Here is a 14411-nt window from a genome sequence, read left to right as displayed (position 1 = left end):
CCCATGTCCGCCATCGTCCGTTTCGTCCTCCTCGCCTTCATCCTGTCCTACGGCCTCGCCTTCCTCGCGATGGCCGCGCATCCGCCCTTGGGCCAGACCCGCTGGGTCAACCATATCGCCGTGCTCGGCCCCGCGCTTGCCGCCTTCTGGATGGTGTACCGCGAAGGCGTCAGCATCGCCTCTTGGTTGCGCGAGCGGGCAGGCCATGTCCGCTGGTGGTGGCTTCTCGTGCCGCTCGCCGCGCTCGGCCTCGCCGCGCTGCTTGGCGCACCTGTCGACCCCGTGGAATTCCTCATCGCCTTGTCGATCCAGACCGCCTTCATCGCGCTCCCCGAGGAAATCGGCTGGCGCGGCTGGCTCGCCGACCGCATGCTGACCCGCTATCGTCCCATCGTCGCGGGGCTGGCCACCGGCCTCATCTGGGGCATCTGGCATGGCCCCAAGGTCGTCATGCTCCCCGGCCTCCTGCTCCTCGCGGTCGCTTTGTCGGTGATCCTCGTCCTCGCCTATGCGCGCCATGGCGGTGGCATCGGCCTCGCCGCCCTCGCCCACGGCAGCATCAATGCCGCCATCGGGCAGGCCGCCGTGATGGCGCCCGAAGCCGAACGCGCGCTGTTCGATCTTTATGCGCTGGTCATCGCGGGGCTCGCGATCCTTGCGCTGCTCTGGAAGCGACCCTGGTTCGTGACGCGGCCCGCAACGGCTGGCTAGTCGGCGGCGACCAGCCGCCGCGGCGCTTTCTTCCAGCCGAGGTAGCAGAGCCCCAGCATCACCACATTACCGGCAAGATCGGCCAGCATGAGCGAATTGAGCACCGGCTCGCGGATCGTGAACCAGTAGTTGAAGACGAAGAAGGGCAGCAGCACCACGCCATAAGCGATGAAGCTCGCCTTGGTGAAGCGGCTGAACCAGGCAAAGGTCCCCGCGATGCAAGCCTGCGCCCCGAAACAGGCCATCAGCAGGGTCTCGAGGTAGGACCCGCTGCGATAGGGTTCGTTGACGCCGAGCGCGATCACGCTGTCCGGAAAGAACAGCGCCCATCCGCCAAGGAGGAAGAAGACGCTCGCGAGGAGCCGCTGGATCGTCAGCGCACTCATTCGAACTCGACGATGACCTCGTCGACCTGCAGGCTCGCGCCTTCGGCGACCGGCACGGCCTTGACCGTCCCCGCCTTCTCGGCGCGCAGGATATTCTCCATCTTCATCGCCTCGACTACAGCCAGCGGCTGGCCGGCCTCGACCGCATCGCCCTCGGCGACATGGAGCTTGGTCAGAAGCCCCGGCATCGGCGCCATCAGGAAGCGCGACAGGTCGGGCGCCACCTTCTCGGGCATGTGCTTGATGAGGTCGGCGACATGGCGCGGCAGCACGCGCGCCGAATGGCGCGCACCGCGGGTCACCAGCGTGAAGCCGCGCCCGTCCTGCGCGACCTGCACGATCCGGCGACGGTCATCGCAGCCCGCGACCAGCAGCGACTGGCCGGGCGAATAGTCGGCGATCACCTCGATCTCTTCCTCGCCCACCGTGACCAGCGTCTCTCCGTCCTGCGGGTCGACCGTCACCTCGTGCCGCTCGCCATCGAGGATCACTGCCTGCTCCATCGACGGGAAGACCGGCTCGCCGAGCTGGCCGTCGATCAGGCTCATGCGCGTCTCGTGGGTCATGCCGACGATGGCCGCCAGCGCAACGAGGTCGGTCTTGAGCTGCGCGTCGGTCGGCGCGCCCTCGAAGCCCTCGGGATATTCCTCGGCGATGAAACCGGTGGTCAGCTCGCCCGACTTGAACCGCTCGTGCTGCAGGAGCGCCGAGAGGAAGTCGATATTGTCGGCAAGGCCGTCGAGCTCGAATGCATCCAATGCCTCGACCGCCAGCTCGATCGCCTCGTCGCGGGTCTCGCCATGGGTGATCAACTTGGCGATCATGGGGTCGTAGAACATCGACACTTCGCCGCCCTCGGCGACGCCGTCGTCGACGCGCACCACGCCCTCTTCCGAGCGCTCCTCATGCGGCGGTGAATAGGTGGTCAGGCGACCCGTGGAGGGCAGGAAGCCACGATAGGGATCCTCGGCATAGACGCGCGCCTCGATGGCCCAGCCGTTATAGGCGATGTCGCCTTGAACGAAGGGCAGCTTCTCGCCCGCCGCGACCCGGATCATCTGCTCGACGAGGTCGACGCCCGTGATTTCCTCGGTCACCGGATGCTCGACCTGGAGGCGGGTATTCATCTCGAGGAAGTAGAAGCTCTCGCCCGTCTTGTCCTTGCCCGAGACGATCAGTTCGACCGTGCCCGCCGAATGGTAATCCACGGCCTTGGCCAGCGCGACCGCCTGCTCGCCCATCGCTTTTCGCATCTCGGGCGTGACGAAGGGCGAGGGCGCTTCCTCGATCACCTTCTGGTGGCGGCGCTGGATCGAGCATTCGCGCTCGCCGAGATAGACCGTGTTGCCATGCTTGTCGCCGAGCACCTGGATCTCGATGTGGCGTGGCTCCTCGATGAACTTCTCGAGGAAGACACGGTCGTCGCCGAAGCTGTTGAGGCCCTCGCGCTTGGTCGCCTCGAAGCCCTCGCGCACGTCCTTTTCCGACCAGGCGAGGCGCATGCCCTTGCCGCCGCCGCCTGCCGAGGCCTTCATCATGACCGGATAGCCGATGTCGGCAGCGATCTTCACCGCTTCCTCGGTGTCGGCGATCTCGCCGAGATAGCCGGGGACGACGTTGACGCCCGCCTCGCGCGCGAGCTTCTTGGACTCGATCTTGTCGCCCATTGCCGCGATCGCGCCGGCCGGCGGGCCGATGAAGGCGATGCCGGCCTCATCCAGCGCCTTCACGAAGGAGGCGCGCTCGGACAGGAAGCCGTAGCCAGGATGCACCGCCTCGGCGCCCGTTTGCTTGCAGGCCTCGATGATCTTGTCGGCGACGAGATAGCTTTCGGCCGCGGCCGCCGGACCGATGTGCACCGCCTCGTCGGCCATTCGCACGTGCGGCGCCTTGGCGTCGGCATCCGAATAGACCGCCACGGTCGCGATCCCCATCTTCTTCGCCGTGCGCATCACGCGGCAGGCGATCTCGCCGCGGTTGGCGATCAGGATCTTCTTGAACATGCGGTCTCCGTGGGGTCTCTCAACTGACGGGACGCCTATGCCGCGCCGTGGCCGTTAGGGCAAGGCGTGGGGCCTTGCCCCGCGCCCTAGTCGGACGACAGGGGGCCGCCGCTCTCGCAGCGCAGCACCATGCCATATTCCTCGAGCCAGTCGGCCTCGGTCGGCATCAGATATTGCAGCGCCTCGGGGAGGAGGCCGTGCAGGCTCGTGCCATGATCGAGATCCTCGCGCCGGTCGGAGAAGCAGTGAGGCTGCGCGTCACCGAGGCTGGCCGCGAGCCGCATCACCCCTGCCTCGAAGGTCCCGCCCTCGCTCGCGAGGCTGAGGTAGAGCGGCGCGCGCGGCGTGAGGTCAGCCTCACCCAGCGTTTTCGACAGCGCCTGCCCATTCCACTGGAGGCTCGGCGAGATGGCGGCGTAGCCGGTGAACAGCGTCGGCGCATAGGCCCAGCTCTCGACCACGAAATGGCCCGCCGCGCTTTCGCCGACGAGATAGCGGCGCCCGTCGGTGCGATAGCCGGCCTCGACCGTCGGGATCACCGTCTCGGCAAGATAGGCGCGGAACGCCTCGCGCTCGCCCGCGGTCGGATAGCGCTCCGCTTCCTCGGCATCGCCGGTCGGCGGCAGCAGTTCGCGCTGGCGGTCGCTGGTCTCGACGCCGACAAGGATGGCCTCTTCCGAGCGCCCCCACATGGCGTTCCAATTGGCGATGCCCGCCCCCATCAAGAGGTCCTGCCCGCGCCCGCCGTCGAGCATGTAGACGACCGGGTAGGAAGCTTGCGGGTCCTCGCCATAGCTGGCGGGCAGCACCACATTGACCTGCCGCTCGGCGCCCACCGCCTCGAAGACATGCTGTTCGCCGATGACAAGCGGCGCGGCCTCGGCCGCAAGGTTGGCGGCGGCGAGGGAAAGGGCAAGAAACATACGCGAAACTCCGGAAAACGGCATGACGGCTCCTCGCCGTCATGCCGCTCCCGGTCCGGTCGATCAAGGCTGAAGATCAGTCCTTGTCGATATGGCCGACATGGATTTCCTCGTCCTCGACGAGGCTGTCCCATTCGGCGAGGATGGCCTGCGCCTTGTCCATGCCGCCGGCGATTTCGGCCATCGCCGCCATCCATTTGACGTCGTTGGGCGAGGTATCCCACGTCATGTCGGCAGGGCCGCCCGACATGGGAAAGGCGACGACGCCGTCCCATTCGCCGGTGTTGAGATGCAGGTCGATGGTGCCGCCACCGATGCCCGCGGCCTTGTCGGCGGGGATGTAATAATCGTCGATGATTTCATGCGCGCGGGCACGCTTGCCCGGTTTGAACTTGATGAAATGGATCGAGTACCAGTTGAGATCATTGCGTTCGGCGGTCGGCATGTCCTGCGCCGAGACCGAAGTGACAGGCGAAACGCACAGGACCGCGAGCGCGGCCGCACCGAGAAATGCTTTCATGTCCCTGTTCTCCCCTATTGGAGCCACGGTCCATAGCATTTATTTTTTGTTAACTCAATTTAGTTCCGGCGCTAGTAGGAGTCTGGCCCTTCAGGGTGCGAATTGCGGATTTCGGTCATGCGCGCGCGGGTCATGCGCTCCATGCACATGCCCACGATCATCGAATGTGCCGAGCCGCCTTCCCACATCTTGCCCTCGGCCTCGCACTGCGCGTCGCGATAGGCGAGCCATGCCCGCTGCGAGGGCAGCATGCGCGCCCGCATGTCGCCGCCGATGCGGTCCCACAGGAGGTTGAGCTCGGCATCGGCCTCTTCGGCGCCCTTCCAGGCACACCAGTTGAGCTCGATCTGCGCAAGTTCCTCACTGCCGCAATCGGGATCGGCATCGGCCGCCTGCGCGGTGGCGAGGAGGAGCGCGGAAAGGATCACTCGGCCGCCTCGTCCACGGGCGGCATGTTGTGGCCCAGGAGGCTCAGAACGTCGCGCGCGGCGTCGGCAAGGTTGGTGCCCGGCCCGAAGATCGCCTGCACGCCCTTCTCGCGCAGGAACTGGTAATCCTGCGGCGGGATGACCCCGCCCGCGACCACCTTGATGTCGCCGCGGCCCATGTCCTTCAAATGCCCGATCAGTTCGGGGATGAGCGTCTTGTGCCCCGCCGCGAGCGAGGAGGCACCGACCACGTCGACGCCCTCTTCCACCGCAAGCTTCGCCGCCTCGAGCGGGGTCTGGAACAGCGGCCCCGCGACAATGTCGAAGCCGAGATCGCCGAATGCCGAAGAAACGAGGTTGGCGCCGCGGTCATGCCCATCCTGCCCCATCTTGGCCACGAGCATCTTCGGCGCCCGCCCCAGTCGCGCCTCGACCGCGCCGGTGCCTCCCTTGGCCAGCGCCCAGGCCTTGTCGGCGCGCTGGCCGTAGATGCCGCTGACCGGTTCGGGCTTGGTGTCATAGCGCCCGAAGACATTCTCCAGCGCCTGTGAAATCTCGCCCAGCGTCGCGCGCGCACGCGCCGCCGCGACCGACAGTTCGAGAAGGTTGCCATTGCCCTTGGCGCCTTCCTCGAGCGCCTTCAGCGCCGCCGCGCAGGCCGCCTCGTCGCGCTCCGCCTTCACCTTCTCGATGCGCGCGATCTGGCTGGCGCGGACCTTGGCATTGTCGATGTCGAGAATGTCGATCTCGGGTTCGTCGTCGAGCTTGTAGCGGTTGACGCCGACGATCACGGTTTCGCCCGTATCGACCTTGGCGGCACGCATCGCGGCGGCCTCCTCGATGTGCCGCTTGGGCAGGCCGTCGGCGACCGCCCTGGTCATCCCGCCCGCCTGCTCGACCTCGGCGATCAGCTCCTTGGCTTTCTCGACGAGCTCGGCAGTGAGCGCCTCGACATAATAGGAGCCGCCGAGCGGATCGGCGACTGCGGTGATCCCGCTTTCCTCGGCGAGGATCAGCTGCGTGTTGCGCGCGATGCGGGCCGAGAAATCGGTCGGCAGCGCGATGGCCTCGTCGAAGCTGTTGGTGTGCAGCGACTGCGTGCCACCCAGCGTCGCCGCCATCGCCTCAATCGTCGTGCGCATGATGTTGTTGTACGGGTCCTGCTCGGTGAGCGAGACGCCCGACGTCTGGCAGTGGGTGCGCAGGAGCTTCGACTTTTCCGACTTCGCCCCGAGGTCGGTCATCAGCTCGGCCCAGAGCGTGCGCGCCGCGCGCAGCTTGGCCACTTCCATGAAGAAGTTCATCCCGATGCCGAAGAAGAAGGACAGGCGCGGCGCGAAGCTGTCGAGATCCATGCCCGCTTCCATCGCGGTGCGCGCATATTCGACGCCATCGGCGAGCGTATAGGCGAGCTCCTGCACCGCCGTCGCGCCGGCCTCGTGCATGTGATAGCCGCTGATCGAGATCGAGTTGAACCGCGGCATCTCGCGGCTTGTGTAACCGATGATGTCCGACACGATCCGCATGCTGGGCGCGGGCGGATAGATGTATGTGTTGCGGACCATGAACTCCTTCAAAATGTCGTTCTGGATGGTCCCCGACAGCTTGGCGCGATCCACGCCCTGTTCCTCGCCCGCGACGATATAGAAGGCCATGACCGGCAGCACCGCGCCGTTCATCGTCATCGACACCGACATTTCATCGAGCGGAATGCCGTCGAACAGGAGCTTCATGTCCTCGACCGTGTCGATCGCCACGCCCGCCTTGCCGACATCGCCCGACACGCGGTCATGGTCGCTGTCGTATCCGCGGTGGGTGGCAAGATCGAAGGCGACCGAGAGGCCCTTCTGCCCCGCCTTCAGGTTGCGGCGATAGAAAGCGTTCGATTCCTCGGCGGTCGAGAAGCCCGCATATTGGCGGATCGTCCAGGGGCGCCCCGCATACATGGTCGCATAGGGGCCGCGCGTATAGGGCGGCAGGCCGGGGAAACCGGGGTCGCGTTCCGGCGCGTCTTCGGGGCCGTAAACCGTCTTCAGCTCGATCCCCTCGGGGGTCGTAACGGTGAGATCCTTGCCGCGGGCTTCCTTGGCGGCCTTTTCGGCCCATGCGCTTTTGTCGGTCATGGGCGGCTACCTAGCGCCGAGCGCGCCGCTTGCCAATCAGTCGGCGGCGACGAAGCGCCCGTCCTCATAGCGGTAGGCCCGTTCGGAGGTCTCGGTGCCCGTGTAGCGCATGGTGAAGCCCTCGCCCGCGACCGCATCGACGATCTCGCCCTCGACCGCGTGATGGTCGGCGCTGCCCTCGGCATGCAGGCCGCCATTGTCCTCGCTCACCATGATCGGCTCGCTCACGACCGCGCCGTCGGGCAGGAGCGTCACCAGCGTCATCGACGAGATGGTGACGCCTTGTGCGGTAAAGCCGCGCGAGAAGACCAGGACGGGGGCCCCGGCAAGGCCGGTCTCGACGCGATCGAAGCTCGACGGTTCGCCCCAGCCCGACCCCGGCACCATCGCCACCTCGCTCGAGGCCAGCGCGAAGTCCTGCATCCCGCCCTGCTCCAGCCGGTGCAGCGCGCTCGCGCCCTCACAGGCGTGACAATCATTCGCATTGCGCCCCTCGCTGAGCAGATAGGCCCTGTCCGCGAGCTGGAACAGCGCGCGCGGGGCCACGGTCATCGGCTCGCCTTCCCACTCCACCTCGAGCGGCTCGAGCGTGCCGAGCACGGTATAGGCTGCATCCTCGAAGACCGGCCCTTCGGTCTGGATGTTCACTTCCTCGAAGGCAGGCTCGACTACCGTCTCCTCGGGCGCATCCCCCCTGTCGGCCCTGTCGCCGCAAGCCGCCAGAGCGAGCGCCATTGCGCCCGCCGTCCAGAGCCTCATCGCCATCCGAACCCTCCGATCAAGTCGACCGCGATGACGACCAGCAGCAGCAGCACCGCCGCATTGATCCCCACCAGCGTGTAGAATTTCGCATCACCCGCGTCGGCCCGCGCGATCCGCGTGCGATAGAGCGGGATCTCGCCGGTGCGGAGGGCCTTGCCGATGCGCACCGACAGGGCGACGACCATCAGCGCCGCGACGACGCCGACCAGCACCTCTTCGCCGCGCCCTTCACCGAGCATCGCTCGTCCCCGGCAGGCTCGCGCGCCACTCGGCTTCCAGCGCCCCCCAGTCGGTGTCATCGGCATCCCAGGCGCGCTCGTCCATCATCTCGGCGACGAGCCGCTCGAGGCCTTGCCGAGCAAGGAGCCAGCGAACGAAGCTGCCCTCCTGCACATAGGCCTGCCGCCGCAATACGCCGGTCTGCGCCGCCTTGCGATGCTGTTCGCTTTGCAAAAGCGGGATGCGCGTGCCGCTCTCGGCCTCCAGCGCGACCAGCAACCGATCGAGATCCTCCCCATGATTGGGATAGGTCGGCTTGCCGAGACGGTCCGCGAGATGCACCGCGAGGCCCTCGACGATCAGCCTGTCGGGCCGCCGCCCGCTGCCGAGCAAGTGGACGATCTCATGCTGGATGCTCATCGGGTCCGTCTGCCAACCATCGAGTTCGCCGATCCGCGCGACGGGTAGGTAAAGCGCCCCGCGGCTGGCCGTCGGCACCCGCCGTTCATTCCCGAGCCGGACGGGGAAGGGCGGGATATCGGTCGGCGTGCCCGCCTCCTCCAACCAACCCTCAAGCCGACCCGTTGCCCGCACCGTCTCGGCAAGGATCGAGGCCGCTGCCTCGCGATGCGCCGGATCGGCGAACAGGATGTGGATGCCCGAGGGATCGGTCAGTCGATGGGGAAGAATTTCGTCACCCGAAGCCTCGATCGGCGATGCCGCGACCGCGACCGGATGGGCCGACAGGGGCGCGGCCTGAGCGAGCATCGGCAGTGCGGCCAACATCCACAGCTTCGTCATGTGCCGCTCCTCAATGCGCTTGCTTCGGGCTTTCCATGATCTCGGTCAGCACCCCTTCCATGTCCTTCGGGTGAAGGAAGAAGATCGGCGTGCCATGCGCGCCGGTGCGCGTCGGGCCGAGGATTCGCTTGCCGATCCCCTCGAACCAGGCGCGTGCCTCCTCGATATCGGGGACTTCGAAACAAAGGTGGTGTTGCCCCCCGAGGGGGTTCTTCTCGAGGAACTTGTGGATGGGGCTGTTCTCGCCCAGCGGCTCGATCAGCTCGATCTGGCTGTTGGGCGTGTCGACGAAGCAGACCTTCACCCCCTGCGCGGGCAGGTCGAAGGGCTCCATCGTCACATGAGCGCCCATGGTGGCCTCATAATGCTGGATGCTCTTCTCGATCGAGGGGGTGGCGATCCCGACATGGTTCAGGCGGCCAAGCTTCATCACGCGTCTCCGAAATTCACGGTCATCACTTCATAGCGCAGCGGCTCGTCCTTGTCGTCGCAATCGGCGAGCCGGACCCGCAGCGTGGCATCGCGCAAATAGCGCTCGGCCGCCTCGCCCTCGTAGCGCCGCACCGCGCAGCCCTCGTCATCACGGTCCCGCGCGGTAAAACCCGCCGCGTCGAGCTCGGCCTCGAGCGCCTCGCCCTCCACGACCGACAGCCGCGCGCCGAGCCGTTCGGTCAGCGCGGGGTTTTCCATCCCGCTCTCGAGGATCGCCGCCACGCTCGCATCGGCGGGCAGGACCGGCGCCGCCGGCTCCCCGCAGGCGGATAGGACAAGCGCGCAGGCAAGAGGGACAAGCAGTCGCAAAGAACACACTCCGTCAAAAGGAAAAGGCGGCGCCGGCATTGCCGACACCGCCCTGTCCGTCAAGCGACGGGGAAGAGGCCTATTCGCCTCCGCCCGACACCGCATCGAGGCCGTCGACATATTGCGCGCCGGCCAGCACTTCGGCCGAGCTTCCCTCGAAGGCGTCGCCGAGCGGCTGCGCGCGCCCGCCGAGGCAGGTCTCGAGGAAGCCTTCCATCGCCGCGAAGAACGCCAGCCGGTTCTCGGGCTTCTGGAAGCCATGCCCCTCGTCGGGGAAGTTGATGTAGGTCACGGGCAGCCCCTTGGCCTGCATCGCAGCGACGAGATTGTCGGCTTCCTGCTTGGTCACGCGCGGGTCGTTACCCCCCTGCCCGACCAGCAACGGCGCGGAGATATCGTCGATGCGGCTGATCGCCGAACGGGCGAGCAAATCCTCGCGCTGTTCGGGGTCGCTCGGATCGCCGACATAGCGGAACCAGGTGCCGGCGAGGAACGGCTTCCAATATTCGGGGAAGCTCTCGATCAGCGTGACGAGGCTCGAGGGACCGACGATATCGACCCCGCAGGCGAAGCGGTCGGGAGTGAACGCCACGCCCGTGAGCGTCGCATAGCCGCCGTAGCTGCCGCCGCCGATGGCCACGCTGTCGGCCTCGGTCACGCCCTCGGCGATGGCCCAGTCGACCGCATCGATGAGATCGTCATGCATCTTGCCCGCGAACTCGCCGACGGCGGCATTGGTGTGCGCCTTCCCGAAGCCGGTCGAGCCGCGATAGTTGACGGAGAGCACCGCATAGCCGCGGTTGGCCATCCACTGGTGCACCGTATTGTAGCCATAGCTGTCGCGCGCCCACGGGCCGCCATGCACCCAGAGCAGCATCGGCACCGCTTCCTCGGGGCGCCCGTCGCCATCCGTGTCGCTGCCCGGCGGGAGCGTGAGGTAGGACACCAGCGTCCGCCCGTCGCGCGCCTTCAGCTCGAGCGGCATCATCGGCTGCAGGGGCGCGCCCTCGAGGTCGGGGCGGGTCGAGAACCATTCGGTCAGCGTGTCGCTCTCGCGATCATAGAGGTGATAAACGCCGGGCGCCTCGGCCGCGCTCTGGTGGACAATCCAGTAGCGATCATCATCGGTCCGGCTGGTGACCGAAATCTCGCCCGCGAGGTTCGACTGGAGGAAATCCAGCTCCGCCTGCGCCTCGGGGGTCAGCGCGGTCCACTCGTTCTTGAGATAGTTGCTCGAATAAGCAATCGGCTCATAGGTCTCGATGTCGCGGTAGATCCCGTTGATGTCGGCCTTCGAGCCTTGCGCGATCACCTTCACCTCGCCGGTCGTCAGGTCGATCGCCTTCAGGGCGGCGATGTCCACCCCGCGGCTGTCGGTCATGTAGACCGTGTTGTTGTCGCGGTGGAACCCCGAGATGTTGGTGTTGAGAAGGTCTTCCGACGGCACCTCGGCGAAGACCTCGCCCGGGGTCATGTCCTCCTTCAGCCACATCAGCTTCATGCTGCCGTCGGGCTGCATCAATGCTGCCATGCGCGGGGCATAGACATTGTCGCTGATGATGGCGGCATAGCCCGGGTTCTCGAGGATGAGCGTGCGCTCGCCGGTCGCAAGGTCGATCTCGTAGAGGTCGTGGAGCTGCGCGTTGCGATCGTTGAGACCGACGAGGATCACGCCGGGCTTGTCGCGGCTCACCCCCCGGATCTGCGCGCTCACCCCCTCATAGGGGGTAAGGTCGCGCGCCGTGCCGGTGGCGGGATCGACGGCATAGACGTGGTTCTTCTCGTCGCCGTCATTGTCCTTGAGGTAGAGGATATGGTCGCTGTCGACCGTCCACTGGTGGTTGGAAATGCCGCGGTGGGTGTCATTGGTCACCACCTTGGCAGCCGCCATATTGCCGCGCGGCGCGACCCAGACGTTCATCACGCCATTATAGGGCGCGATCCAGCTCATCCACTGGCCGTCGGGCGACAAACGCCCCTGCGCGCGTTCGGGATTGCCGAACAGCGCCTCGCGGTCGATTAGCGGATAGGCATTCACGTCATACATCGCCATCTCCTCGGCAGCGGGTGCCGAGGCACTGGCGGTTTCGGCCTCGGTGGTGGTGCAGCCCGCCAGCAGCGTGGTCGCCGCGAGCGTCGTCAACAAACCGGAAAAACGCATCATGTCCCGAAACTCCCCTGTTTGAGTCGGGACCAACGCTAAACCGCGTTTATTGACCTGTCCAGTAGTGTGTTACAAGAGCATTACAGCGGAATGTTGTCGTGCTTCTTCCACGGGTTCTCGAGGCTCTTGTTCGCCAGCTTGCGCAGCCCCAGCGCCACCCGCTTGCGGGTCGAGTGCGGCATGATCACCTCGTCGATGAAGCCCTTGCTCGCCGCCACGAACGGGTTGGCGAAGCGGTCTTCATATTCCTTGGTTTTTTCGGCGATCTTCTCGGGATTGTCGCGATCCTTGCGGAAGATGATCTCGACCGCGCCCTTGGCGCCCATCACCGCGATCTCGGCCGAGGGCCACGCATAGTTGAGGTCGCCGCGAAGATGCTTGGACGCCATCACGTCATAGGCGCCGCCATAGGCTTTGCGCGTGATCACCGTGATCTTGGGCACGGTCGCCTCGGCATAGGCAAAGAGGAGCTTGGCGCCATGCTTGATGATGCCATTATGCTCCTGCCCGACGCCCGGCAGGAAGCCCGGCACGTCGACGAAGGTCAGGATCGGGATCTCGAAGGCATCGCAGAAACGCACGAAACGCGCCGCCTTCTTCGAGGAATTGATGTCGAGCACGCCCGCCAGCACCATCGGCTGGTTGGCGACCACGCCCACCGTGCGCCCCTCGATGCGGCAGAAGCCGATGATGATATTGGCGGCATGTTTCGGCTGGATCTCGAAGAAGCGGCCCTCGTCGGCCACCTTCCGGATCACCTCGTGCATGTCATAGGGCTGGTTGGCGCTTGCCGGGATGATGCTGTCGAGGCTGTCTTCCAGACGGTCCCACGGATCGTCGGTCGGCACCTGCGGCACCGCGTCGCGGTTCGAGCTCGGCAGGTAGGAGAAGAATTCGCGGGTGGCGAGCAGCGCGTCCACGTCATTCTCGAACGCGCAATCCGCCACGCCCGACTTCTGCGTGTGCGTGATCGCCCCGCCCAGCTCTTCCTGCGTGACTTCCTCGTTGGTCACCGTCTTCACCACCTCGGGGCCGGTGACGAACATGTAGCTCGTATCCTCGACCATGAAGATGAAGTCGGTCATGGCGGGCGAATAGACCGCCCCGCCCGCGCACGGGCCCATGATGACCGAGAGCTGCGGCACGACACCGCTCGCCAGCACATTGCGCTGGAACACCTCGGCATAGCCGCCGAGCGATGCGACGCCTTCCTGGATGCGCGCGCCGCCCGAATCGTTCAATCCGATCACCGGCGCGCCGACCTTCATCGCCGCGTCCATGATCTTGCAGATCTTCTCGGCATGGCGCTCGGAGAGCGAGCCGCCGAGCACGGTGAAGTCCTGCGCGAAGACATAGGTGAGGCGCCCGTTGATGGTGCCCGATCCGGTCACCACGCCGTCGCCCGGATAATGCACCTCGTCCATCCCGAAGTCGGTGCAATTATGCTCGACGAACATGTCGAGCTCCTCGAACGAATCCTCGTCGAGCAGCACGGTGAGGCGTTCGCGCGCGGTCAGCCGGCCCTTGGCATGCTGCGCATCGATGCGCTTGGCCCCGCCGCCCATGCGCGCCTTCTCGCGGCGTGCTTCCAGTTCCTCGATCGTGGTACCCATGACGTCTCTCCTGTTCGGCTGCGCGGGTGGCACAGGAGGGGCGGAGCCGTCAATCGGCCCCGCCCGCCTCCTCCACGTCCTTGCGATATTCGAACAGGTCGCCGGGCTGGCAATCGAGCTCGCGGCACAGCGCTTCGAGCGTGTTGTAACGCACCCCGTGCACGCGCCCGTTCTTCAGGAGCGACAGGTTGGTGTTCGACATGCCGATGCGCTCGGCCAGCTCCTTGAGGCTCATCTTGCGCCGCGCCATCATCACGTCGATGTTGGTGACGATCGCCATCTAGAGCACTCCCTCGCTGTCGACCCGATATTCCATCCCCCGCTTGAAGGCATCGGCGGCGATGAAGGCGAGCAGCGCGAGGATGAAGGCCCCGAACGGCGGGCTATATTCCATCCAGATATTGTTCACGCCGTCCAGGTTCCAGCTGAGCGAGGGGTGCAGCACCTTGCCCTCGGCCGGGCCGATGAGCGCGAGGAACCACTGCTGCACGATGATCGCGCCGGCGATGCTGAGCGCGCAGATCGCGCCCAGCGCAACGCCGATGCGGCGCAGCGAGGCGACATTTTCCTCCTCGAACATCCGCCCCTCGCCGATCCGGCCGACGAGATCGCGCAGCTGGAAGAAGATCCGCGCGAGCAGCAGCAGGAAGGCGATCTTGAGCAGCATCTGGAAGCCCGCCAGCAGCGGCGCCCCGGCCACGCGCACCTGCCCGTAATTGAGGTCCCAATAGCCGCCCTCGAAGGGCTGGACGAGGACATTGGTGCTCGAGGCCTCGTACACCGCCTCGCCGAACGACCCGTTCGCCAGCTTGATGCCGTTCTGGAGGAGGAGGATGCCGACCCCCACGATCCAGAGCCATCCGAAAAAGGCGGTCAGCCCGCGCAACAGCTTCACGTTCATTGTCCAAACTCCCCTTGTTGTCGGGGAGCTTCTGCCAGCGCATTTTCGATTCTGCA

Annotated in this window: 16 protein-coding genes; 1 reads left to right on the top strand and 15 read right to left on the bottom strand. The window is 66.0% G+C overall.

The genetic code is table 11. The features are described from left to right. Window positions 1-3: 3 nt before the first annotated feature. Complete coding sequence (locus NUW81_RS09490; protein ID WP_245112709.1) at window positions 4-711, top strand: CPBP family intramembrane glutamic endopeptidase; 708 nt, start codon at window positions 4-6, stop codon at window positions 709-711. On the opposite strand, the gene NUW81_RS09485 is transcribed toward NUW81_RS09490, so the two are convergent. From NUW81_RS09485 to NUW81_RS09415, 15 genes are all read right to left on the bottom strand, one after another. Continuing rightward, on the bottom strand, window positions 708-1097 hold the full coding sequence (locus NUW81_RS09485; RefSeq protein WP_245112707.1) for a hypothetical protein: 390 nt from the start codon (window positions 1095-1097) through the stop codon (window positions 708-710). The two genes, NUW81_RS09490 and NUW81_RS09485, sit on opposite strands and share 4 nt — an antisense overlap. Then, window positions 1094-3100, bottom strand: coding sequence for an acetyl-CoA carboxylase biotin carboxylase subunit (locus NUW81_RS09480; protein WP_245112703.1), 2007 nt, complete (start codon window positions 3098-3100; stop codon window positions 1094-1096). Before NUW81_RS09480 ends, NUW81_RS09485 begins: the two co-directional genes overlap by 4 nt. An 86-nt stretch (window positions 3101-3186) precedes the next feature. Further along, complete coding sequence (locus tag NUW81_RS09475; RefSeq protein WP_245112702.1) at window positions 3187-4023, bottom strand: alpha/beta hydrolase; 837 nt, start codon at window positions 4021-4023, stop codon at window positions 3187-3189. A 76-nt stretch (window positions 4024-4099) separates the two neighbouring features. Then, complete coding sequence (locus NUW81_RS09470; RefSeq protein ID WP_245112701.1) at window positions 4100-4543, bottom strand: hypothetical protein; 444 nt, start codon at window positions 4541-4543, stop codon at window positions 4100-4102. 71 nt (window positions 4544-4614) lie between these two features. Then, window positions 4615-4971 (bottom strand): lysozyme inhibitor LprI family protein, encoded by a 357-nt coding sequence (locus NUW81_RS09465; protein WP_245112700.1) that lies wholly within the window; start codon window positions 4969-4971, stop codon window positions 4615-4617. Further along, complete coding sequence (gene scpA, locus NUW81_RS09460) at window positions 4968-7094, bottom strand: methylmalonyl-CoA mutase (protein ID WP_245112699.1); 2127 nt, start codon at window positions 7092-7094, stop codon at window positions 4968-4970. The genes NUW81_RS09465 and scpA overlap by 4 nt, the downstream gene beginning before the upstream one ends. Window positions 7095-7130: 36 nt before the next feature. Next, the gene (locus tag NUW81_RS09455; protein ID WP_245112698.1) at window positions 7131-7859 is read right to left on the bottom strand and encodes a hypothetical protein; all 729 of its coding nucleotides are present in this window, start codon (window positions 7857-7859) and stop codon (window positions 7131-7133) included. Further along, on the bottom strand, window positions 7850-8095 hold the full coding sequence (locus NUW81_RS09450) for a hypothetical protein (RefSeq protein ID WP_245112696.1): 246 nt from the start codon (window positions 8093-8095) through the stop codon (window positions 7850-7852). Before NUW81_RS09450 ends, NUW81_RS09455 begins: the two co-directional genes overlap by 10 nt. Continuing rightward, complete coding sequence (locus tag NUW81_RS09445; protein WP_245112694.1) at window positions 8085-8876, bottom strand: hypothetical protein; 792 nt, start codon at window positions 8874-8876, stop codon at window positions 8085-8087. Before NUW81_RS09445 ends, NUW81_RS09450 begins: the two co-directional genes overlap by 11 nt. Window positions 8877-8886: 10 nt before the next feature. Continuing rightward, window positions 8887-9306, bottom strand: coding sequence for a methylmalonyl-CoA epimerase (gene mce, locus NUW81_RS09440; protein ID WP_245112691.1), 420 nt, complete (start codon window positions 9304-9306; stop codon window positions 8887-8889). Further along, window positions 9306-9677, bottom strand: coding sequence for a hypothetical protein (locus NUW81_RS09435; protein ID WP_245112689.1), 372 nt, complete (start codon window positions 9675-9677; stop codon window positions 9306-9308). The genes mce and NUW81_RS09435 overlap by 1 nt, the downstream gene beginning before the upstream one ends. A gap of 79 nt (window positions 9678-9756) precedes the next feature. After that, window positions 9757-11841: a S9 family peptidase gene (locus NUW81_RS09430; protein WP_245112686.1), complete on the bottom strand. Its 2085-nt coding sequence runs from the start codon at window positions 11839-11841 to the stop codon at window positions 9757-9759. Between the two features lie 80 nt (window positions 11842-11921). Beyond that, window positions 11922-13454, bottom strand: coding sequence for an acyl-CoA carboxylase subunit beta (locus NUW81_RS09425; protein ID WP_245112683.1), 1533 nt, complete (start codon window positions 13452-13454; stop codon window positions 11922-11924). A 49-nt stretch (window positions 13455-13503) separates the two neighbouring features. Further along, window positions 13504-13734, bottom strand: a complete 231-nt coding sequence (locus NUW81_RS09420; RefSeq protein WP_245112681.1) for a helix-turn-helix domain-containing protein — start codon at window positions 13732-13734, stop codon at window positions 13504-13506. Continuing rightward, the gene (locus NUW81_RS09415) at window positions 13735-14355 is read right to left on the bottom strand and encodes a DUF2975 domain-containing protein (RefSeq protein WP_245112679.1); all 621 of its coding nucleotides are present in this window, start codon (window positions 14353-14355) and stop codon (window positions 13735-13737) included. Window positions 14356-14411 lie beyond the last annotated feature (56 nt).

Source organism: Sphingomicrobium aestuariivivum, assembly GCF_024721585.1.
Taxonomy (GTDB): domain Bacteria; phylum Pseudomonadota; class Alphaproteobacteria; order Sphingomonadales; family Sphingomonadaceae; genus Sphingomicrobium; species Sphingomicrobium aestuariivivum.
This window is presented reverse-complemented; position numbering and strand designations above follow the sequence as displayed.